We start from the raw sequence: 20,138 nt of genomic DNA on the forward strand, positions 1-20,138 counted from the left end.
CAAGTAGCACGGGGCTCGAGGAATCCTGTGTGAATCTGCCAGGACCACCTGGTAAGCCTGAATACTCCCTGATGACCGATAGTGCACGAGTACCGTGAGGGAAAGGTGAAAAGCGCCCCGGTGAGGGGTTGTGAAATAGTACCTGAAACCGTGTGCCTACAAGCCGTAGGAGCGTAGACGAGGGCTTGCTCTTGTCTGTGATGTGACTGCGTGCCTTTTGAAGAATGAGCCTGCGAGTCATGGTGTGTGGCGAGGTTAACCCGTGTGGGGGAGCCGTAGCGAAAGCGAGTCTGAATAGGGCGTTTGAGTCGCATGCTGTGGACCCGAAGCGGGGTGATCTACGCATGGGCAGGTTGAAGCGCGGGTAAGACCGTGTGGAGGACCGAACCCACCAGGGTTGAAAACCTGGGGGATGATCTGTGTGTAGGGGTGAAAGGCCAATCAAACTCCGTGATAGCTGGTTCTCCCCGAAATGCATTTAGGTGCAGCGTTGCGTGTTTCTTGCCGGAGGTAGAGCACTGGATGGCTGATGGGCCTTACCGGGTTACTGACGTCAGCCAAACTCCGAATGCCGGTAAGTGAGAGCGTGGCAGTGAGACTGCGGGGGATAAGCTCCGTGGTCGAGAGGGAAACAGCCCAGACCACCGACTAAGGCCCCTAAGGGTGTGCTAAGTGGGAAAGGATGTGGAGTCGCAGTGACAACCAGGAGGTTGGCTTAGAAGCAGCCACCCTTGAAAGAGTGCGTAATAGCTCACTGGTCAAGTGATTCCGCGCCGACAATGTAGCGGGGCTCAAGTACGCCGCCGAAGTCGTGGCACTCACACGTGTAGCCCGGTGCGTTTTGCGCATCCAGGTGTGTGGGTGGGTAGGGGAGCGTCGTGTGGAGGGTGAAGCGGCCGTGTGAACGAGTCGTGGACTCCACGCGAGTGAGAATGCAGGCATGAGTAGCGAATCAGAAGTGAGAAACTTCTGCGCCGGATGACCAAGGGTTCCTGGGCTAGGTTAATCCGCCCAGGGTAAGTCGGGACCTAAGGCGAGGCCGACAGGCGTAGTCGATGGACAACGGGTTGATATTCCCGTACCCGCGGGCACGCGCCCATATCGAATCCAGTGATACTAAGGGTCCTTAACCCCCTGGTTCCTTCGGGAGCCGGGTGAGGGTGAACGCCTGGCCTGATCTGGTAGTAGGTAAGCGATGGGGTGACGCAGGAGGGTAGCCCATCCCAGGCGATGGTTGTTCCTGGGGTAAGCATGTAGGGAGGAGCGTAGGCAAATCCGCGCTCTATTATCCTGAGATGTGATGCCGAGCCGATTGTGGTGAAGTGGGTGATCCCATGCTGCCGAGAAAAGCCTCTAGTGAGTGTGCCGGCGGCCCGTACCCTAAACCGACTCAGGTGGTCAGGTAGAGAATACCGAGGCGATCGGGTGAACTGTGGTTAAGGAACTCGGCAAATTGCCCCCGTAACTTCGGGAGAAGGGGGGCCTTCGCTGGTGATGGACCGTGCGTCCGGAGCTGGTGGGGGTCGCAGTGGCCAGGGGGAAGCGACTGTTTACTAAAAACACAGGTCCGTGCGAAGTCGTAAGACGATGTATACGGACTGACGCCTGCCCGGTGCCGGAACGTTAAGGGGACCGCTTAGCTACACGCGAGTGTGGCGAAGGTGAGAACTTAAGCGCCGGTAAACGGCGGTGGTAACTATAACCATCCTAAGGTAGCGAAATTCCTTGTCGGGTAAGTTCCGACCTGCACGAATGGCGTAACGACTTCCCCGCTGTCTCAACCGCAGACCCGGCGAAATTGCACTACGAGTAAAGATGCTCGTTACGCGCAGCAGGACGGAAAGACCCCGGGACCTTCACTACAGCTTGACATTGGTGTTTGGGACGGCTTGTGTAGGATAGGTGGGAGACGGTGAAGCTCGGACGCTAGTTCGGGTGGAGTCATTGGTGAAATACCACTCTGGTCGTTTTGGATGTCTAACCCGCGCCCGTGGATCCGGGTGGGGGACAGTGTCTGGTGGGTAGTTTAACTGGGGCGGTTGCCTCCTAAAGGGTAACGGAGGCGCCCAAAGGTTCCCTCAGCCTGGTTGGCAATCAGGTGGCGAGTGTAAGTGCACAAGGGAGCTTGACTGTGAGACCGACGGGTCGAGCAGGAGCGAAAGCTGGGACTAGTGATCCGGCGGTGGCTTGTGGAAGCGCCGTCGCTCAACGGCTAAAAGGTACCCCGGGGATAACAGGCTGATCTTCCCCAAGAGTCCATATCGACGGGATGGTTTGGCACCTCGATGTCGGCTCGTCGCATCCTGGGGCTGGAGTAGGTCCCAAGGGTTGGGCTGTTCGCCCATTAAAGCGGTACGCGAGCTGGGTTTAGAACGTCGCGAGACAGTTCGGTCCCTATCCGCTGCGCGCGCAGGAGACTTGAAGGGGGCTGTCCCTAGTACGAGAGGACCGGGACGGACGAACCTCTGGTGTGCCAGTTGTTCTGCCAAGGGCATGGCTGGTTGGCTACGTTCGGGAGGGATAACCGCTGAAGGCATCTAAGCGGGAAGCCTGCCTTGAGATGAGGTCTCCCACCCCTGTGAGGGGGGTAAGGCTCCCAGGTGACGACTGGGTTGATAGGCCGGGTGTGGAAGCATCGTAAGGTGTGGAGCTGACCGGTACTAATAGGCCGAGGACTTGACCACAAAGCAACAACACCCGCTGCGCGGGTGGTGCTCGCGTCCACTGTGTGATCTCAGAGACATCAAACCTGAGACCCACACCGATACCAACACCGCAGGCATGCCCCTCTGGGTGCGTGTGTGGGGTGGTTGGCAGGGTGGTGTGCTCGGTTGGTTGTTTCACGGGGTTACGGCGGTTTTAGCGGAAGGGAAACACCCGGTTACATTCCGAACCCGGAAGTTAAGCTTTCCAGCGCCGATGGTACTGCACCGGGGACGGTGTGGGAGAGTAGGACACCGCCGGACAATTTTTCGAATAGCAGGAAGGGCCATCCAGGAGCCGCAGGGCTTCCAGGGTGGCCCTTCCTGCATTTCCAGGGACATTTCTGCGGTCACTCCGTTTTCCGGTGGGGAGCTGGTACGGGGTTGGCACGGGACCACCGCTTGGGAAGAGCGGCCGCCCTGCTGGCAAGCGTTTTCACCGGGCACGTGAAGCATTGCGCCCTGCAGGGATCGTTGCTGCGGGGACGTGCTGAGGTGGCGCCTGGCTTCGCTTGGCAAGTAGGCGCGGGGCTGCGCCGGGATATGGGCCTCGCCTGCAGCTCGGGCTGTGTTCTCTGGCGCTGACGCGCATTCCTCGCTAGGCGCTTACCACAGGCGAACCGGCTGGCCGGCGGCCGCTATGGGCGCCGGGCTCCACTGACCTACGTCCTGCCGACGCGGCGCCTGAGAAACGGTATGCACCAGGACTGAAGTCGCGCATGCCAGTGCTGATGTCGGAGCAGAACGATGAGCTAGACCAAGGAGCGGGAGTCAACGCCGGGCTTCGCTAAGAAGTGGACGTAGGGCTGCGCCGGGATATGGGCCTCGCCTGCAGCTCGGGCTGTGTTCTCTGGGCGCTACCGCGCACCCCGATCGACCCGTGACGCCTGACAACAACTCCTGGGGAGCTTCGCGCATCCCTGCCACGACCTCCGGAACCTCTCGCTCCGCCACGATGGGACCCATTAAGGGCGCCGCGGCGGCGGGACGCAGGTCGGCGAATCCCGGCGCCTACTACGGCGGCCCCCCCGATCCCCATCGGCACCGGCCCCGCCTCCTCGCGAAGGCATGAACGCTGAGGCACACCACGGAACGGGCCTCACCTGTGGCTCGGGCTATGTCTTCTCGACACCTTCGCGCGACCCGATAGGGCCGTGCGCCTGACATCAAACCCCGACGGCGTCGTGCGCACCCTGCGACGAGCTCCGGGGCCTCACCCTTCGCCACGATGAGGACCCATCAAGGGCGCCGCGTCGGCGGGATGCAGGCCGGCGAATCCCGGCGCCTACTACGGCGGCCCACCCATCCCTGGCGGCACCGGCCCGACTCCTCGCGAAAGCACGAACGCTGGGGCGGACTGCGGAACGGGCCTCGCCTTCGGCTCGGGCTGTGTTCTCTGGCGCTGACGCGCATTTCTCTCGCACCGCGTACGGCACAAGAGCGGCCGGGCCGGTTAGGCGCCGTTGTGGGCGCCGGACTCCGCCGACCTGCGTCCCGCCGACGCGGCGCCAAGGAGAGCGCGCAGCGGGGCAGGGCAAGTGGGGCGGGGCAAGGCAGGGCAAGGTGGGGCAGGGCAAGGTGGGGGCGGGGCAGGGCGGGGCAGGGCGGGGCAGGGTGAGAGTGCTAGGACTGGGTTCGAACTAGGGGCCCTGGTCGAACGCGAGCCGGCGATCGTAGCCTGATGTGTGGTGCTAAACAGGGACACCATGAGAGAGACGGCAATGGGCCAAGGCGCCCGCGGCGAGCTCGTCAGTTGGCTGGTCGAGGCGATCAGGTCCGTCTCGACCGCGCACCCGTTGCGGGTCGCCGTCGACGGGCCGCCCGCCGCCGGTAAGACCACGCTGGCCGACGAGCTGGCCGTCGTCCTGCGTGCGCAGGACCGCGACGTCATCCGCGCGACCATCGACGACTTCCTCTTTCCTCGTGCACAGCGCTACCGACGCGGCCGGTACTCGGCCGAAGCCTGCTACTTCGACGCCCACGACCGCGCCGCGCTATGCCGGGTCCTGCTCGATCCGCTGGGCCCAGGCGGAGACCGAAAATTCCAACGGGCGGTCTACGACAGTGACACCGACACCCCATTGTCCCCGCCGCCCACGACCGCCCCCGCAGACGCCGTCCTGCTCTTCGACGGCGTCTTCCTCCTGCGCCCAGAACTCGTCGACCGGTGGGACCTGCGCATCTTCGTGTCCGTCCCGTTCGAGCAGACGGTAGATCGCGCCCGAGACCGAAGCACAGCGCTGACCGGGTCCACCGCCCACACCACCGAAATCGAACGGTCCTGGCGCGACCGCTATATCCCCGCCCAGCAGCTTTACTTCGCCACAGCCCGCCCAACCGACCACGCCGACATCATCGTGTACAACGACCAGCTCCAACGGCCGACCTGCGAAGTCCGACCACACTCATCGATACACAGAATTTGACAGTGTCGCCGTGAGGGCTGATGCCAGTTGAGGAGGTGTGTGTGCTGCCTGCTGTGATGGCGGGCGGTATTGGGAGTGGCCTCGTTGTGGGCTGCGGGCTTGGCGGGCGGCGGGGTGGTCGCGGGCCGGGGGAAGGGGTCGGTGGCTGTTGGGGGTGGCGGGTTGTGACGGAGGTGAGGGGGGTTTTCGGGGGAGTTCTGGGCTTACTTTCCTGCGGTGGTTGCGGTGCAATTCGGTTGCAAGCGGAGTACAGCTGTCGTGGGGGAGAGTGGTCTTGCTGGGGAGGATGGGTTAGACGTGGAGGTGGCCGGACCAGATGGTCAGGGCTTGGCCGGCGAGGTGGACGCGGTCGCCTTTGACCGTGGTGTGGACCGTGCCGCCTCGGGAAGAGAGCTGGACGCCGGTGAGTGAGGCCGAGCCCAGTTTCTCGGACCAGTAGGGAGCGAGCATGCAGTGGGCCGAGCCGGTCACCGGGTCCTCAGGGACGCCGACGGCGGGAGCGAAGAAGCGGGAGACATAGTCCGCGTCGCGGGAAAGGGAGCGATTCGAGCCGTTGGGAGCGGAGTAGTCCGACCCCGGAGAGGGCGAGTGATCCCGGTCGCAGGATGGCGGGTCGTCTGGGCCGCTGGAAGGTGGGTAGTCCGGGTTTTCGGATGGCGAGAGGTTCGGGGCGGCGTCGGCTCGGGTAAGGGTGGCGTTGCTGGGGAGAAAAGTGGTGTTCGGGTGAGTCGCGGTGCGGGCGGTTACGCAGACGGCGCGGGCCGGAAGGGTGGCCAGCGCGTCGAGGTCGGGGTCCAGTGTGCGGACGGCCTCCTCGGAGTCGAGTTCCGCCAGCAGGTCGAAGCGGCCCATGCCGACCCACGTCGGGGACGCTCCCAACGCCTTGGCCAGGACCTCGGGGGCCGATATCTCGGTGGGCGGAGAAGCGGGGAAATCCATCGAAATACGCCCGTGATCGAGCTGCCGGGTCGTCAGGATTCCACTCTTCGTAGAAAATTCGATCGAACCGGAGGCCGCGCCGGTCGAATACAGGACATGCGCGGACGCGAGCGTGGCGTGCCCGCACAATGCGACCTCTACCGTGGGAGTGAACCATCGCAGGGACCACGGACGGCCCTCGCCCTGAGGCAGCACGAAGGCCGTCTCGGAGTGGCGCATCTCGCTGGCCAGGGCCTGCATCCACTCGTTCGATCGCGGACTCTCCAGCAGGCAGACCCCCGCCGGGTTACCCTTGAAGGGCCGATCGGTGAACGAATCCACGGTGAAGATACGCATGCCGCCGATCCTATCCACCCCCAGATAACCGGTCGAAACGGCAGTGAAACCCGTGCAAAATCAAAAGGACGTGGGCGTGTCGCACCCTCCCCGGCGACGTGTCCGTTACGGTCATTTGTGGTGGGGCACGGCGAATGCGGCCGGTTCTCGCGGAAAGGACAGAGCCGATGGGGGCAGTGCGCAGGGTGGTGAGTTACCTTGGCCTGGGCGATGGGGATCAGTACGACGAGCCCTACGACTATGACGAGTACGAGGATGAGCGGATGCCCGCGTCGGAACGGGCCGCCAGGCGCTGGGGGTCGGGTGTGGATCCCGCACGGATCATTATGATCCGCCCGCGGAAGTACTCCGACGCGCTCATCGTGGGACAGCACTTCAGGGACGGCCAGGCGGTCATCATGGACGTGGCCGGCATGTCCCTGGCCGAGGCCACGCGCATGGTCGACTTCGCGGCCGGCCTGACGTATGGCTGCGACGGACGTATCGAGCGGATCGCCGACAAGGTGTTCCTGCTGGCTCCGGCCGACATCGAGATCACGACAACCTAGCGCGACGCGTACGTGCGTCGGCCGGGTTGGCCGACGTAGAACGGCGTGAAGTCGCCGTGCCATGTCCGGCCGGCCCGGCCGTCGTGCGGCTGTGAGTGCCGTGTCGGCGCCGGCTTGGAGCGCCGTGTCCGCTGGGGAAGGGGCAATACGCGACGTGGGGTCTCGGGCTCCGGCGCTCCCCTTTCCGGCCTACTTCAGATGATCTTTCACTCAGGTTCGCCTTCGTCCTCGTGTCGTCGCGTGCCCCGTGTTGTCGCCTGTCTCTCGCTCAGACGCCGTGCGGTCGGCTGAATCTCCGGGCCTCTGGCACGCGCTCCTCTCGCACGGCGTAGAGGGCTGGCATGGCTGGCCGCCGTTATAGGCGCCGGGATTCGCCGACCTGCGTCTCGCCGACGCGGCGCCCAGGAGAGCACGTACTAGGGCCGGGGGAACAGCACGTACCAGGCGGTCCTAGGCGCCGGGATTCGCCGACCTGCGTCTCGCCGACGCGGCGCCCAGGAGAGCACGTACTAGGGCCCGGGAAGAGCACGTACCAGGCCCTAGGCGCTGGGGTTCGCCGCCTGCGTCTCGCCGACGCGTCGTCGTGTGTGCTGACTGGGTCAGCGGGGGGAGGCTGGGCGGTGGTCGGCGACGGCGGGGCCGCGGCGGAGGAGGCGGGTGATGGACGCGAGGTTGTCGGCGGCGGTCTCGGCCCGCTGTGCCGATTCGCGCGCGTAGTCGTGTAATGCCCAGACGGCCGCCTCGGCTTGCTCGCGGAGGCGGGTGATCTCGTCCTCGACCCGGCGGGCCTCGGCCTGGTCGCGGGTGTTGACGCGCCACAGAAGGGCTCCCACGATGCCGCCGAGCACCAGGGCGGCCACGGCGAACAGTTCCGACACCGTGAACGCCAGCACGAGCGCCACGATCGGCAGCAGCGCGGGTCCGTACACCAGCCAGCGCGGCGAGCGGCGGGCGGCCTCCGCGGCGCGGATGGCCGACTCCGCGGCGGTGAGGGACGGAAGGTCGGGTCCTTCGGGGCGGAGGATGACGTCGTGGCCGAGCAGGGGGACGGTGATCTCTGCGGGCGGCGCGACGGCGCTCTCTTCGGCCAGCCGTCCGGCGGCGTCGCGGACGACCGGGGCGGCGACGTGGAAGGCGATGGCCGCCAGGTACGGGTCCGCGTCGGGCCGGATGTCGTCCAGGAGGTGCGCGGTCAGCGGCTTGAGCGGCACGGAGCCGTCCTCCAGGACCATGGAGCGCAGTACGGTGAGCGGCTCGGCGTCCGGGGGCGGGGCGGAGTCGTCCTTCCCGGCGATGGTGGGAAGCTCCGGACGCGGCGGGTCGTCGGCCGACGGGTTGGCGAGGCTGGAGAGGTCGATACGCCGGGGGTTGGGATGGTCGGCGCGTGTCCCGGAGGAGTCCGTCTGGGCTTCAGAAGAGTGAGTACGAGCTCCGGGCGCGTCCGCACGGTGTGCGGAGGGCTTCGCAGGGGATCCGGAGCGGTCTGCATGGGATCTTGTGGGCTCCGCGGGAAGTCCGGAGCGGTCTGCGCTGGATCCGGTGGGGTCCGCGGCGGCTCCGGAAGGGTCCGTAAGGGGGCCGGAACGGTCCGCGTGGGGGCCAGAAGTGTCCGTGTGGGATCCGGGGGAGGCCGTGGATCCAGGAGGGGCGTTGCGCGGTTCTGACGGTGCGGGGCGCGGGGTGGGCGGGGTGTTCCTGGGCGGGCGGGTGGAGGTGATGTCCGTGCACCGGTCGAGCAGGCGGGACAGGCGCGCGGCGGCCTGGACGGGCGCGGCCAGCTCGGGGACGTCGGCGAGCGCGGGGAGCGCGGTCATGGCGGGGGAGGTGCCGGAGGACGACTCCTCTGGGGCCAGGACGCGCAGCCACAGGTCATGGTCGACGGACGAGGCGACGCCGGCGGCGTCGAGCTTGCGGAGCACGAAGATCTTGCCTGCGGGGCCGTACGCGCCTCGGGCGGCGGCGGTCCAGAGGGCACGCTGACCCGGGGTCACGGGGTGTTCGGCGGACAGGTCGCCGAAGGCGGTGCCGAGCCAGGAGGCGTGGATCCGGTCGCCGTGGCCGCTGACGGCGAGGGCGAGGCACAGGAACAAGGCGGTGCCGGGCTCGTCGAGCTGCGCGGCACGGCTCAGCGGCTCCAGCGCGTCCTCACCGGAGAGGATCAGCAGCAGCGCCTCCACTGCCGGGGCCAGCCACGTGTCCGTGACGCAGAGAACTCCCGCCGGCGGCCGCGGCGCGGCCCCGCCCGCCGCCAGCTCCTCGACCAGACGCTCGGCATACCGCCTCAGCTCCGCAGGCTCCCCAGGATTCGGACAACGCCCCGGATGCACGGACGGTCCGCAGGTCAGGGGTCCAGCGGCATGAGAGGCGTCCGCCGAGTGTGCGGGCTCTTCGGCACCCGAACGATGCTCCGGGTGCCCCGTCGGTCCGTGGGGCGGGAGGTCGGTGGCGTGGGAGGAGTCGGAGGATTGCGTGGGCTGCCCGGCGTTCGGGGGGTTTTCGGGGTGCGCCGTCGGTCCGTGGGGCGGGAGGTCGGTGGCGTGGGAGGAGTCGGGGGACTGGGTGGGTTCCCCGGCGTTGGGAGGGTTTTCGGGGTGCGCCGTCGGTCCGTGGGGCGGGAGGTCGGTGGCGTGGGAGGAGTCGGGGGACTGGGTGGGCTGCCCGGTGTTCGGGGGGGTTTCGGGGTGCGTTGACGGCTCGTAGGCCAGGGGGCCGGCGGGGGTGGAGGTGGTGGCTGGGGAGGTGGTCGGTGGTGCGGGGGGTGGGGGGATGACGGGGGCGGCCGCCGGTGGTGTTGTGGGGGAAGGGGCGGGGGCTGCGGGGGCCGGGGGCGTGGTCGAGGGTGGGGTGGGGTCTCCGGGGGTGGAGACGTTGGAGTTCGTGGTCAGGTCCATGCTCAAGGCGGGCAACTCCCCGAAGGCGTGAGGAAGGCCCCCGGCGGCGAGGGTTCGGCAGGCACTCCCATGACCGCGCCAAGGTTAGTTCTTTGGGCGCCGCGGTGTACGGCGGCACGCCGACGGAGGCCGGATAACCAGGTCAGGTGGTCACATGCGGTCAGGGACCGGCACGCCCAAAAGGTTCAGACCCGACTCCAGCACGCGAAGCGCGAGCGCGCACAGCGCGAGCCGGGAGGCGCGCGTGGCCGGGTCGACGCCGTCCTTCAGGACCGGGCACTTCTCGTAGAAGGTGGTGAAAGCGCTCGCGGTCTCGAACAGGTAGGCGCAGACGCGGTGCGGCTCGGCGGCCTGTGCGGCGGCCTCGACGACCGTCCCGAACCCGAGGAGCTGGAGCGCCAGATCGCGTTCGGCCTGTTCGCCCAGGATGATCGGCCCGGTCACCTCGGCCGGGTCGATGTCGCCCTTGCGGAAGATCGAGCGGATTCTGGCCGTGGCGTACTGCATGTACGGGCCGGTGTTGCCGGTGAAGGCGAGCATGCGGTCGAAGTCGAAGACGTACTCGCTCTCGTGGCTGAGCGACAGGTCGGCGTACTTGACCGCGCCCATGCCGACGACGTTGGCGATCTCGGAGCGCGTGGCCTCGTCGTAGCCGCGGTCGGCGATGGCGGCGGAGGCCCGCTCGACGGCTTCGTCGAGGAGGTCGCTGAGCTTGACGCTCTCGCCGCTGCGGGTGCGGAACCGGCGGCCGTCGGAGCCGAGCATCATGCCGATGCGGATGTGCTCGGCGGAGACCTCGTCGGGCAGCCAGCCGGCCTGCCGGGCGGCGGCGAAGACCATCTGGAAGTGGAGGGCCTGCTCGTTGCCGACGACGTAGAGGACGCGGTCGGCCTTGAGGTCGCGCACGCGGTACCGGACGGCGGCGAGGTCGGTGGTGGCGTAGCCGTACCCGCCGTCGCTCTTGCGGATGATGAGCGGCAGGGGCTTGTCGTCGGTGCCGGTGAAGCCGGGCGGGAACACGCACAGCGCGCCCTCGCTGATCACCGCGAGCCCGCTCGACTCCAGATCGTCGCAGACCTCGGCGAGCATGGGGTTGTAGGTGCTCTCGCCGGCGATGTCGGCGTCGGTGAGCGTGACGCCGAGGGTGGCGTAGACCTTGTTGAAGTAGCGGATCGTGGCGTCCATGAACAGGTGCCACAGCCGGATGGTCTCCGGATCCTCGGCCTGGAGGGTGGAGACTCGCCGCCGCGAGCGCTCCTTGAAGGCGGGGTCGGAGTCGAACTTGGCCCGCGCCTCCTGGTAGTACTCGTTGCCCTCGCCGGCCTCCAGTCGCGCGATGGCGTTGGCCTCACCGATGTCGAGGAGATGCTCGATGAGCATGCCGAACGGAGTGCCCCAGTCGCCCAGGTGGTTCTGCCGGATGACGCGGTTGCCGAGGTGTTCGAGGAGCCGCACCAGCGAGTCGCCGACGATGGTGGTGCGCAGGTGGCCGACGTGCATCTCTTTGGCGGCGTTGGGCGCGGAGTAGTCGACGACGACGGTCTGCGGCGGCGTGGAGCGGCCGACACCGCTGCGGGGATCGCGCAGGACCTGCTCGGCCTGGGCGGAGATCCACGCGTCGCTCAGCGTGATGTTGAGGAAGCCGGGGCCGCTGACCTCGACCTTGGAGAAGGGATCGTCGGGGCCGCCCGCGCCGAGCGCGGCCGCGATGGCCTCGGCGACCTCCCGCGGGGCGCGTCGCAGCCGCTTGGCCAGGCTCAGCGCGACGTTCGCCTGGAAGTCGGCGAACTGGGAGGGCCGGATCAGCGGGTCGGCGCTCACGTGCTCAGGGCCGAAGGCGGTGCCCAGCGCCTGCTGGACCCGCTCGGCGAGCACGAGCTGCGGGTCGGTCATGCCCCAAGGATATCCGCTGATCATATGACCAGGAGCGCATTATCCACAGACATGATCATCATCGTGGGTCCGGAGGCGCGACGGCTCCTACCAGCGGCGATGTTTGTGCCCGGCCGCGATGCGCTCCCCCACGTGGGCGACGGTGCCCTGGCGGGCGAGGTTCATCGCGAGGACGCAGGCGGCCGTGACGCCCTTGGCCGTCGAGGCGCCGTGCGCGATGACGACGGTGCCGTTGAGCCCGAGCAGGACGGCGCCGCCGTACACCTCGGGGTCGAGGCGTTTGCGCAGGTCGCGAAGCCGTCGTCGTTGCAGGGCCGCCGCGAGCCGCGCGACGTGCCCGCTTTCGAGGGTCTCGCGCAGTTCGGTGAAGGCGTACCGGACGGCGCCCTCCATGGTCTTGAGCGCGATGTTGCCGGTGAAGCCGTCGGTGACGATGACGTCCACGACGCCGTTCAGCAGGTCGTGGCCCTCGACGTTGCCGGTGAAGTTGAGGGAGGGGACGGCGGCGGCGAGCAGTTCGTGGGCGCGCTTGGTGAGCTTGTTGCCCTTCTCGGCCTCTCCGCCGATCGTGAGCAGGCCGACGCGCGGCGCGGCCAGGCCGAGCGCGGTCTCGGCGTAGGCGGCGCCGAGGTGCGCGAACTGGACGAGCGTCTCCGGCTTGACGTCGGCGGTGGCGCCGGCGTCCAGGAGGACGGTGGGATGGGGCCTGGTCGGGAGGGGGACGGCGATGGCGGGCCGCAGCACTCCCTGCTGGGCTCTCAGCCTGAGCTTGCCGGTGGCCACGACCCCGGCCGTGGACCCGGCGGACACGACCGCCGAGGCGTCGCCGCGCCGGACGAGGTGGCAGGCGACGGCGATGCTGGAGCGAGGGCGGCGCAGGCTGGCGAGGGCGCCCTCGTCCATGGCGATGGCCTCTTCCGCCCGCACGATCGGGATCTCTCCGGCGGCGTCGTGGACGGCGAGGGCCTCCGAGACCGTCCGGGGGGACCCGACGAGGACGACGGGCACGCCGTGGTCCCGTACGGCCGCCACGGCTCCCGCCACGATCTCGCCGGGGGCGTTGTCGCCGCCCATGGCGTCCAGTGCTATCGGCGGAATGCCGTCCAAGCGGTCACCTCGTACGGAATCAGTGTGTGTCCCGCATCGTAGGTCGCCGGGTGGGGTGTTCGGCGCGGCAGGCCAGGTGTGGGGGCTGGTGGGGGGTGGTCAGTGCGCGTGCCAGGGCCAGTGGAAGCGGGTGGCGCCGCGCGAGACCACGACCTTGCCGAAGACGGCACGGCCGGTGACCCGGATCAGCGGGCCGTTGGGGTCGCCGCCCTCCTCGCCGCCGGAGATGTGGCGCTTGGAGAAGATGGCGCTGCCCTCGTCCATGACCCGGGCGTTCTCGGGGACGCGGACGATCAGCTTGCCGCAGAAGGAGTTGAGCTCGAGGGTGATCTCGCGTCCGGGCAGCACGGCGTCGGTGAGGTCGATGATGAGGGCTCCGAAGGTGGAGCGCAGGACGGTGTGGCGTCCGGTGACCCAGCGGCCCCCTCGGATGATCTTGCTGAAGACGGCGGAGACCTGCTGCTGGTCGGCGCTGAACCCGGCCGAGGCGGCGGGGGCGAGGCCGGGGAGGTCGCGGGTGATGGGGACGAGCTCGCCGACCGTGACCGCGTTGTAGGTGGCCTCCAGCCGGTCGGCGTGCTCGACGCTGGTGAGGCGGCCGGTGGCGAGGGCCTCGCCCAGGACGGCGGCGACGTGGTCGCGGTCGGCGTCGGACGCCCGCTGAGCGGTGTCCCGCGACTCGAAGGGCGTAAGAGAACTCACACGGAACAGCGTAGCCCAACTCAAGATATGTCGCGATATGCGGAAGGTTTTACCAAGGCTTTTCGGTCGCACGGAACCAAGCCGACGCGTCCGTGCGTCGGTAAGAGCAACAGACGCATAACAGGCGCATCAGGTTTACCGGACAGCCCACAAGAGAGGAAAAAATCTCTAGTGACCCTGACACAGGCCGGTACGCGAGGTTTCCGGGCCTACACGGCCAAGCATCTGGACGAACTGCTGCGACGCGCTGGATACGACACCGAGGCGCGGCTGCGCATCCGGGCGGTCGCGTCCGTGCTGCCGTTCCGGACAAACCAGTACGTCGTGGACGAGCTGATCGACTGGTCCGACATTCCCGGCGACCCCATCTACCGCCTGGTGTTCCCGCAGGAGGACATGCTCCCGGAAAGCGACGTGTCCGCCATCGCCGCGCTGCTCCGGTCGGACGCGCCCGCCGCCGAGATCCAGGCGGCGGCCAACAAGGTGCGCATGACGCTCAACCCTCACCCAGCCGGGCAGATGGAGCTGAACATGCCCAGGGTCGGCAAGGAGCCGATGCCCGGCGTGCAGCACAAGTACCCAGAGACCGTGCTGTTCTTCCCCAAGCAGGGACAGACGTGTCACGCCTACTGCACCTACTGCTTCCGCTGGGCGCAGTTCGTCGGCGAGCCGGACCTCAAGATGGCCTCCGACGACGTCCAGGGCCTCGTCCGCTACCTGCGCGAGCACCCGCAGGTGACCAGCGTCCTCATCACCGGCGGCGACCCGATGATCATGAGTGCGCCCGTGCTGCGGAGGTACGTCGAGCCGCTGCTCGCGCTCGACCAGCTCGAATCGATCCGCATCGGCACCAAGTCGCTGGCCTACTGGCCCGGCCGGTTCGTCACCGACCCCGACGCGGCCGACGTCCTCAGGCTGTTCTCCACGGTCGTCGAGTCCGGCAAGAACCTCGCCTTCATGGCCCACTTCTCCCACCCGCGCGAGATGGAGCCCGAACTCGTCCAGACCGCGGTGCGGGCCATCAGGGACACCGGCGCCGTGATCCGCACCCAGGCCCCGCTGATCCGCACCGTCAACGACCGCCCGGAGGTGTGGGAGCGGATGTGGCGCACCCAGCACGCGCTGGGCATGGTGCCCTACTACATGTTCGTCGAGCGCGACACCGGGCCGCGGGACTACTTCGCGGTGCCGCTGGCGCGGGCGTACGAGATCTTCCGTGACGCCTACGCGCGGGTGTCCGGCCTGTGCCGCACGGTGCGGGGGCCGTCGATGTCCTCGACGCCGGGAAAGGTGTGCGTCGACGGGATCGCCGAGGTGGCGGGGCGGCGGGTGTTCGTGCTGCACCTGATCCAGGCGCGGGACCCGAGCCTCGTCGGGAGGCCCTTCTTCGCGGAGTACGACCCGAGCGCGGTGTGGCTGGACGACCTGCGGCCGGCCTTCGCGGACCGTTTTCCCTTCGAGACCGGGGCTTTGGACGCGGCACGGCCGCTCGTGACGCCGGGCGGCCCGCTCGGCCGGCTGTAAGCCCGCCCGGCGAGCCGGGGGGCCGGCGCGTCCAGAGGAACCGGCCGGCGCCTCGCCCGAGGCGCCGGCCGGTTTTCGAACGACGTGGCGAATATCGGTGGACGACGGGTCAGGTGTCAGGTATCTGTCAGTTGTCGCCCGGATCGCGCACGTAGGTGCGGCGGGCGATCTGGGCCTGCAGACGGGCCATCTGCCAGTGCAGCTCGATGAGCTGCTCGGCGAGCAGGGCCCGAGGAATGTCCGAAGGGTCCTCGGCGGACAGGTGATCGATCGCGATCGCCAGCTCTCGCACCCCGCACCCCCACTCCATCACGTATCCCTCAGATCGAATCTTCGTTCGAATCATAGTGGAACGCCGGTCGCGATGTCAGCAGATTCGGGGGCGCGTGTCGGACTTCTGTACGGTCTGGCCCGTCCCGCATCAGAGGCCCCGCCGGGGCGCTCAGGTCTCGTAGACGGGCGCGAGGTAGCCGCGGGCGAGCGTGTTGGCCGTGATGTTGAAGCCCACGACGGCCGCCGCCGGGTCGTCCCCGACGTCGAGCTTCTCCACGCCGAGCGCGTGCACCGCGAACAGGTACCGGTGCGGCGCGCCCGGAGGCGGCGCGGCGCCGCCGTAGTGCTTGAGGCCGTAGTCGTTGCGCCCGTGGACCGCGCCCGCCGGCAGGCCCTCGAACCCCGCCGACCCGGCGCCCGCGGGCAGCTCGGTCACGTCGGCGGGGATGTCGTAGAGCACCCAGTGCCAGAAGCCGCTGCCCGTCGGCGCGTCGGGGTCGAAGCAGGTGACCGCGAGGCTCTTGGTGCCCGCGGGCACGCCGGACCAGCGCAGATGCGGCGAGACGTTGCCCCCGCTCATGCCCCAGCCGTCGAAGACCTGCTCCTGCGACAGACGCTCACCGTCGCGGACGTCGTCGCTCTCGACGGTGAGCGGCGCCACCTCGGGCAGAAAGTCGTAGGGAATCGGTGGCTGCTTTGCCACAGGGACCTCCGATAGAAAGACGTTCACGAACGCCCTCATCTTGCCCTGTGAGTGGCCGCCTATCTGGTTGCGCCCGGCCCCGTGGTTCGGGGCGCGGCGGTGTTCTGGAGTCGTCAGGCGCAAGGGTGAGGAACGATCCCTTGCGCCTGACGACGGAAGAACGCCGCCTAAAAGGCGCCCCGAACCCGCCGCGCCGGAGGCGCGGCCATGAACACAGCCATGAATTAGGCGTTATAAGCCGCGAGGACCGTCGCCGGGTCGCCGTCCATCTTGATCTTGCCCTTGTGGAGCCAGATGACGCGGTTGCAGGTTTCCTCGATGACGTCCAGGTTGTGGGCGACGAGGAAGACGGTTCCGGCCTCGTCGCGCATCTGCTGGATGCGCTCCTGGCTCTTGCGCTTGAACTCGCGGTCGCCGGTGGCGAGGGCCTCGTCGATGAGCAGCACGTTGTGGGTCTTGGCCGAGGCGATCGAGAAGCGCAGGCGGGCGCCCATGCCCGAGGAGTAGGTCGACATCGGGAACTGCACGAACTCGCCGATGCCGGAGAACTCCACGATCTCGTCGTAGCGCTCGCGGACCTGCGCGGGGGTCATGCCCATGGCGTAGCAGCCGAGCACGATGTTGCGCTCGCCGGTCAGCTCCTTCATCAGCGCCGCGTTGACGCCTAGGAGCGAGGGCTGGCCGTCGGTGTAGACGGCGCCCTTGTGCGGGGGCAGCAGGCCCGCGATGGCCCGCAGCAGGGTGGACTTGCCCGAGCCGTTGCGGCCGATGATGCCGATCGCGTCGCCGTGGCGGGCGATGAAGGTGACGCCCTTGACGGCGTGGACCTCCTTCATCTGGGGCCGGCCCTGGCGGCGGACGATGCGCATGAGGGCGTTGGCGGCGTTGCCCTTCTCGCTGTCGCTGGCCGCGCCGAAGACGCGGTAGACGATGTGGAGGTCGTCGACGATGACCGTGGGCGCGGGCTCGGACGTGTCCCGCGGGGCCGGGCCCTGGGCGGCCACCTGCTCGTTCGCCATGCCGGACAGCTCCTTGGTCAACTCAGCCACGGCCGTACCTTTCCTCGGCCCGCCAGAAGTACCAGAAGCCGCCGATCAGCGCGACCGCGGCCCAGAAGCCGGCGTACAGCCACAGTTGCGGCAGGCTGCTGTGCGGGAAGCCGTGCCGGACGAGATCCTCCGGGTAGGTCTCCAGGAGCAGGTGGCGCATCAGGTCGATGAAGACCGACGGGGGGTTGAACTCCAGCAGGAAGCGGGCCCAGTCGGGGTTGTCCTTCATCTTCGCCGGGATGCTGTAGAAGACGCCCGAGGTGTAGAGCCAGGTGCGCAGGATGAACGGCAGCAACTGGTTCATGTCGCGGACGAACGCGCCGATGCGGGCGAGCAGCAGGCTCATGCCGATGTTGAAGATGGTCTGCAGGACCAGCGCCACCGGGATCAGCAGCCACATCCACGTCAACGGCTCGCCGGTGACCAGCACGATCACGGCCAGGACGCCGATCGAGATGGCGAGCTGCTGGAACTCCTGGATGGTGTACGCCAGGGGGAGCGCCGCGCGCGGGAAGTGCAGGGCCCGGATCAGCGACAGGTTGCCCGAGATGGACTTGGCGCCGCCGGTGATCGACCGCTGCGTGTAGCCGTAGACGAACACACCGGTGATGAGGAACGCCGGATAGTTCGTGATGTTGTTCTTCTGCCCCAGGATCAGGCCGAACATCAGGTAGTAGACGGCCGCGTTCAGCAGCGGCGTCAGGACCTGCCAGAGCTGCCCGAGGATCGAGTCGGAGTACTTCGAGACGTTGCGCGACGTGGCGTACGTCAGGACGAAGTGCCGCCGCTCCCACAGTTGACGCAGGTATACGGGCAGACTGGGGCGCGCGATGGCGCGTCGCAACCCGTGGCGCTCGGCGAGCGCGGACAGCGACTCCTTCCCGCCCTGGGAGGAGCCGTGCGCCCGGTCGCCCGCCCGGGAGTCCGCGACAGCGGAATCCGGCTGACTCATGGCATGGACTCTATTGGATCCGGGTGAATGAGATGCCTGCGGTTCCATTCGATCGGGACGGGGGTCCGAACGTTCGGGGGTCGGCCGGAGGCCGGCGCGTTCGCGCAGGTAGGCCGGGGGAAGGGAGTGGCGTCCTGTATGCCATGAGGTGCGACCACTGGCCTAGCGTGTGTACCTTAGTGACGACTTTGTGCCATATCAAGGCATTATTGGCGGCCTAGTTGGTATGCGTGTGACGCCCGACAGGACGACGTGTGACCGAACTGCAATGCACCAGAGACTCGCTGGTGAGAAGTAGTGAGGGATGCTCGCGGTCGACTGGCAGGGCGTCAACTGACTTGACCGTGTCCGCGAATCTCAGGGCCGGATCCTCTGAGAGGCGTGCTGACATGAGCGGTTCAGTGTCAACGCTCACCTTAGAGGGAGGACAATCCACGATGCGTGTGACCAAGGGCGCACAGATCGTCACGGCGACCGCGTTGCTCGCGCTGGCGGTTGCGGCGTGTGGCGGTAGCGGCGACACATCCAGTTCCAGTTCGGGCAGCGCCGCCGCGGGGAACGCGAGCGCGGTCAGGGTGGAGATCGCCGAGCCTCAGCACGACCTCATTCCGGGCAACACCACCGAGACCAGCGGCGCCGAGGTGCTGAACGCCCTGTTCGTCGGACTTGTCGACTACGACGCGGACAAGAAGCCTTTCAACCGCATCGCCGAGTCCATCGAGTCGACGGACTCCACGACGTGGACGATCAAGCTCAAGGACGGGTACAAGTGGCACAACGGTGAACCCGTCGTCGCCCAGAACTTCGTCGACTCCTGGAACTACACGGCGAACGGCGCCAACGCCCAGGAGGGCAACTACTTCTTCGGCAGCATCGCCGGTTACGACGAGCTGAACCCGGGCGAGGGCAAGACGCCGTCGGCGACCACCCTCACCGGCCTGAAGGTCGTCGACGACAAGACCTTCACCGTCCAGCTCAAGAACCCCTTCTCCGGCTTCCCGACGATGCTGGGCTACACGGCGTTCTCCCCGCTGCCCAAGGCCGCCTTCGAGTCCGAGGGCAAGCTGAAGGCCGACTTCGGCTCCAACCCGATCGGCAACGGCCCCTTCAAGATCTCCAAGCCGTGGAAGCGCGGCACGGACCAGACCATCTCCACGGTCCGCAACGAGGAGTTCAAGGAGGGTAAGGCCAAGGTTGAAGCGGTCGACTTCAAGATCTACACCGACCTGGCCACCGCCTTCAACGACCTGCGCGCCGGCAACCTGGACATCATGGACCAGCTGCCCGCCGAGGCCATCGCCACCGCCAAGCAGGAGTTCGGCGACCGCTACATCGAGCAGCCCTCCTCCGGTATCGGCTACATCGGCTTCCCGGTCGTCAGCGGCGCCGACTACGCCAAGAACGCCGACATCCGCAAGGCGATCTCCATGGCGATCGACCGCAAGACGATCACCGAGACGGTCTTCTCCGGCACCCGCGTCCCGGCCGACGACTTCATCAGCCCCGTCGTCGCCGGTTACCGCCAGGGCGCCTGCGGCGAGGCGTGCACCTACGACCCGGCCAAGGCCAAGGCCCTGTTCCAGCAGGCCGGCGGCGACAAGATGAGCGAGATCGTCATCGGCTACAACGGCGACGGCGGCCACAAGGAGTGGATCGAGGCCATCGCCAACAACCTGCGCACCAATCTCGGTGCAAAGGTGACGCCGAAGCCCGTCGAGAAGTTCGCCACCATCCTGGACGACCTGGGCGCCAAGAAGTGGACCGGGTCCTTCCGCATGGCGTGGATCATGGACTACCCCTCGCCGGAGAACTACCTGCGCCCGCAGTTCGGCAGCGGCGGCAGCTCGAACTACTCCGGGTTCAAGAGCAAGGAGTTCGACGACCTGCTCACGAAGGCCGACGCCGCCAAGACCCTGGACGAGGGCGTCAAGTACTACCAGCAGGCCGACGACCTGGTCCTGAAGGAGCTCCCGTACATCCCGGTGTACTTCTACCAGACCAACGGCGCCTACTCGCAGCACGTGAAGAACGTCAAGATTGACCCGTTCGAGCGGATCGACCTGTTCAACGTAGAGAAGGCCTGACGTCGACCA

General features: G+C 67.5%; 13 protein-coding genes and 2 rRNA genes (1 of these 15 running past the window's edge). 6 read left to right on the plus strand and 9 right to left on the minus strand.

The features are described from left to right. The 3 genes from BJ981_RS13470 to BJ981_RS13480 all read left to right on the plus strand — a co-directional run. Nucleotides 1-2,684: ribosomal RNA gene (locus tag BJ981_RS13470) — 23S ribosomal RNA — on the plus strand; it begins 453 nt to the left of the window's first position. Between the two features lie 165 nt (nt 2,685-2,849). Then, nucleotides 2,850-2,966 (plus strand): 5S ribosomal RNA (gene rrf, locus BJ981_RS13475). A 1,442-nt stretch (nt 2,967-4,408) separates the two neighbouring features. Then, nucleotides 4,409-5,128, plus strand: coding sequence for a cytidylate kinase family protein (locus BJ981_RS13480; RefSeq protein WP_204070559.1), 720 nt, complete (start codon nt 4,409-4,411; stop codon nt 5,126-5,128). A 291-nt stretch (nt 5,129-5,419) separates the two neighbouring features. Here the strand turns inward: BJ981_RS13480 and BJ981_RS38090 are convergent, their stop codons facing one another. Continuing rightward, a complete protein-coding gene (locus BJ981_RS38090; RefSeq protein WP_239139574.1) occupies nt 5,420-6,403 on the minus strand; it encodes a PhzF family protein in 984 nt (327 codons plus the stop codon). 167 nt (nt 6,404-6,570) lie between these two features. Between BJ981_RS38090 and BJ981_RS13495 the strand changes: the two genes are divergently transcribed. Continuing rightward, complete coding sequence (locus BJ981_RS13495) at nt 6,571-6,951, plus strand: cell division protein SepF (protein ID WP_184611332.1); 381 nt, start codon at nt 6,571-6,573, stop codon at nt 6,949-6,951. Between the two features lie 599 nt (nt 6,952-7,550). On the opposite strand, the gene BJ981_RS13500 is transcribed toward BJ981_RS13495, so the two are convergent. From BJ981_RS13500 to BJ981_RS13515, 4 genes are all read right to left on the minus strand, one after another. Further along, nucleotides 7,551-9,128 carry a hypothetical protein gene (locus BJ981_RS13500; protein ID WP_184611334.1) on the minus strand — a complete coding sequence of 526 codons (1,578 nt, stop codon included), beginning with the start codon at nt 9,126-9,128 and terminating at the stop codon, nt 7,551-7,553. Nucleotides 9,129-9,992: 864 nt separating this feature from the next. Further along, on the minus strand, nt 9,993-11,735 hold the full coding sequence (gene argS / locus BJ981_RS13505) for an arginine--tRNA ligase (protein WP_184611336.1): 1,743 nt from the start codon (nt 11,733-11,735) through the stop codon (nt 9,993-9,995). Nucleotides 11,736-11,822: 87 nt separating this feature from the next. Beyond that, a complete protein-coding gene (plsX, locus tag BJ981_RS13510) occupies nt 11,823-12,842 on the minus strand; it encodes a phosphate acyltransferase PlsX (RefSeq protein WP_260324637.1) in 1,020 nt (339 codons plus the stop codon). Between the two features lie 99 nt (nt 12,843-12,941). After that, a complete protein-coding gene (locus BJ981_RS13515; RefSeq protein WP_184611338.1) occupies nt 12,942-13,544 on the minus strand; it encodes a DUF1707 SHOCT-like domain-containing protein in 603 nt (200 codons plus the stop codon). Between the two features lie 177 nt (nt 13,545-13,721). Between BJ981_RS13515 and BJ981_RS13520 the strand changes: the two genes are divergently transcribed. Continuing rightward, the gene (locus BJ981_RS13520; protein WP_221315063.1) at nt 13,722-15,068 is read left to right on the plus strand and encodes a KamA family radical SAM protein; all 1,347 of its coding nucleotides are present in this window, start codon (nt 13,722-13,724) and stop codon (nt 15,066-15,068) included. Between the two features lie 127 nt (nt 15,069-15,195). Here BJ981_RS13520 and BJ981_RS13525 read toward each other — a convergent pair whose 3' ends face one another. The 4 genes from BJ981_RS13525 to BJ981_RS13540 all read right to left on the minus strand — a co-directional run bounded on the left by BJ981_RS13525 (nt 15,196) and on the right by BJ981_RS13540 (nt 18,045). Continuing rightward, nucleotides 15,196-15,360, minus strand: a complete 165-nt coding sequence (locus BJ981_RS13525) for a hypothetical protein (protein ID WP_311745458.1) — start codon at nt 15,358-15,360, stop codon at nt 15,196-15,198. A 150-nt stretch (nt 15,361-15,510) separates the two neighbouring features. Then, nucleotides 15,511-16,044 (minus strand): YbhB/YbcL family Raf kinase inhibitor-like protein, encoded by a 534-nt coding sequence (locus BJ981_RS13530; RefSeq protein WP_239139575.1) that lies wholly within the window; start codon nt 16,042-16,044, stop codon nt 15,511-15,513. A gap of 224 nt (nt 16,045-16,268) precedes the next feature. Next, entirely contained in the window at nt 16,269-17,063 is a 795-nt protein-coding gene (locus tag BJ981_RS13535; protein WP_184616011.1) for an ABC transporter ATP-binding protein, read from the minus strand. Nucleotides 17,064-17,085: 22 nt separating this feature from the next. Then, entirely contained in the window at nt 17,086-18,045 is a 960-nt protein-coding gene (locus BJ981_RS13540; protein ID WP_184611346.1) for an ABC transporter permease, read from the minus strand. Nucleotides 18,046-18,482: 437 nt separating this feature from the next. Here BJ981_RS13540 and BJ981_RS13545 point away from each other — a divergent pair, with 437 nt between their 5' ends. After that, nucleotides 18,483-20,129: a peptide ABC transporter substrate-binding protein gene (locus tag BJ981_RS13545; protein ID WP_184611348.1), complete on the plus strand. Its 1,647-nt coding sequence runs from the start codon at nt 18,483-18,485 to the stop codon at nt 20,127-20,129. Nucleotides 20,130-20,138: the final 9 nt, after the last annotated feature.

The organism is Sphaerisporangium krabiense (assembly GCF_014200435.1).
In the GTDB taxonomy this organism is placed as follows: domain Bacteria; phylum Actinomycetota; class Actinomycetes; order Streptosporangiales; family Streptosporangiaceae; genus Sphaerisporangium; species Sphaerisporangium krabiense.

Excerpts from the sequence above, each read along its gene's own strand:
- argS (WP_184611336.1), bottom strand. The coding sequence starts at position 11,735 with ATGACCGACCCGCAGCTCGTGCTCGCCGAGCGGGTCCAGCAGGCGCTG.
- BJ981_RS38090 (WP_239139574.1), bottom strand. The coding sequence starts at position 6,403 with ATGCGTATCTTCACCGTGGATTCGTTCACCGATCGGCCCTTCAAGGGT.
- BJ981_RS13535 (WP_184616011.1), bottom strand. The coding sequence starts at position 17,063 with ATGGCGAACGAGCAGGTGGCCGCCCAGGGCCCGGCCCCGCGGGACACG.
- BJ981_RS13495 (WP_184611332.1), top strand. The coding sequence starts at position 6,571 with ATGGGGGCAGTGCGCAGGGTGGTGAGTTACCTTGGCCTGGGCGATGGG.
- BJ981_RS13480 (WP_204070559.1), top strand. The coding sequence starts at position 4,409 with ATGAGAGAGACGGCAATGGGCCAAGGCGCCCGCGGCGAGCTCGTCAGT.
- BJ981_RS13540 (WP_184611346.1), bottom strand. The coding sequence starts at position 18,045 with ATGAGTCAGCCGGATTCCGCTGTCGCGGACTCCCGGGCGGGCGACCGG.
- BJ981_RS13545 (WP_184611348.1), top strand. The coding sequence starts at position 18,483 with ATGCGTGTGACCAAGGGCGCACAGATCGTCACGGCGACCGCGTTGCTC.